Below are 1,138 nucleotides of genomic sequence, written 5' to 3' on the forward strand. Positions count from 1 at the left end.
CTTAGCCGCCGTGGCGGACCGCTCGGCGAGCAGGGTGTCCCGCAGCATCCGTGCGTTCGCCGGCGAGGTGCGGACCTCGCGGCGGATGCCCTCTGCGGTCACCTTCGCATCCGGCCAGTCGGCCGTCACCTTGCGTGCCTCGGCGAGCAGCTGCTCCGGGGTGCGCTTGGGCCGGGTCGACTTCGCCACCTCCGGGACACGGCCGGTGGCGCGGCGTGGCCGGGTAGATTCGGCCGCCACTGCACGCCGCTCGATCGACTTGACCGGCGCGACGGCGGCCGGAGCGATCGAGGGGAGCGGCTTGGCGGGGAGAGTCGACTTGCCTAGGTCGACGGCAACCGGATCGGGCAGGGGCAACCGGGTCAGGGTCACCACCGGGTCCGGAGTCGATACCGTGAGGTCAGCCATAGACCGTTTCGCGATGGTCTCGGTGGATTCCTCCGCATTCGTATTCAGAGCGGGATCGAGTGCGGGGGCAGGGATGGCGGCACCGAACATCGAGGCGAGCGCGGCGTCCGCGCCGGCGGTGACGCGGTCGCGTTGCACATCCAGCAGCCTCGATCCGAGCGCCACGTCCCCGACCCCGACCTTGCGGGCCAGCCGCCACGATGCCCGATCCGACCGCTTGCGCACCCGTCCGCTGGGATGCTGGGTGGCACGGGCCCGGTGGTAGGCGAGGGCCTGCACCAGATCGGCGGTGCGGCGCTCGTTCTCCGCGTCGCGGCCATCGGTGTGGACCACGATCCGTCGGGCCAGGAACGCCATGCCCTCGGCCGAGACGGACATGCCCATCGGGGTCAGTGCGTAGATCACGGTGCGGCCCGGGTCGGGGGCGGCCATCGCGCCCATCACGGCGGCGGCGGCCGGCAGCGCCCACAACCCGATGCGCACGATGCGCGGGGAGGACTGGCCCAGCATGGTCAGCCCGAGCAGGACCAGAGCGAGCACGGCCGTGGCGCCTTCGCCAGCGGCGAGCGCACCGAGCGCGGTGCCCTTGCCGTAGGCGTGGCCGATGTTGCTGTAGGTGCCGATTCCGCCGAACACGCCCGTGGCCAGCATCGGCACGAACGCAGCGGTCAGCACCCCGACTTGTACGCGGGTCAGCTTCGCGCCGGTCATCGGGCACCCCCGGCGGTGA

The 1,138-nt window shown here is 72.2% G+C and carries 1 protein-coding gene; it reads right to left on the bottom strand.

Annotated features, from left to right (window positions below; translation table 11 throughout):
• Positions 1–1,119: conjugal transfer protein (locus tag ACIBAI_RS28915; RefSeq protein ID WP_399038783.1), on the bottom strand; the 1,119-nt coding region annotated here is incomplete at its 3' end.
• Positions 1,120–1,138 lie beyond the last annotated feature (19 nt).

The sequence above is a fragment of the Streptomyces sp. NPDC051041 genome (genome assembly GCF_044456065.1).
GTDB lineage: Bacteria > Actinomycetota > Actinomycetes > Streptomycetales > Streptomycetaceae > Streptomyces > Streptomyces glaucus.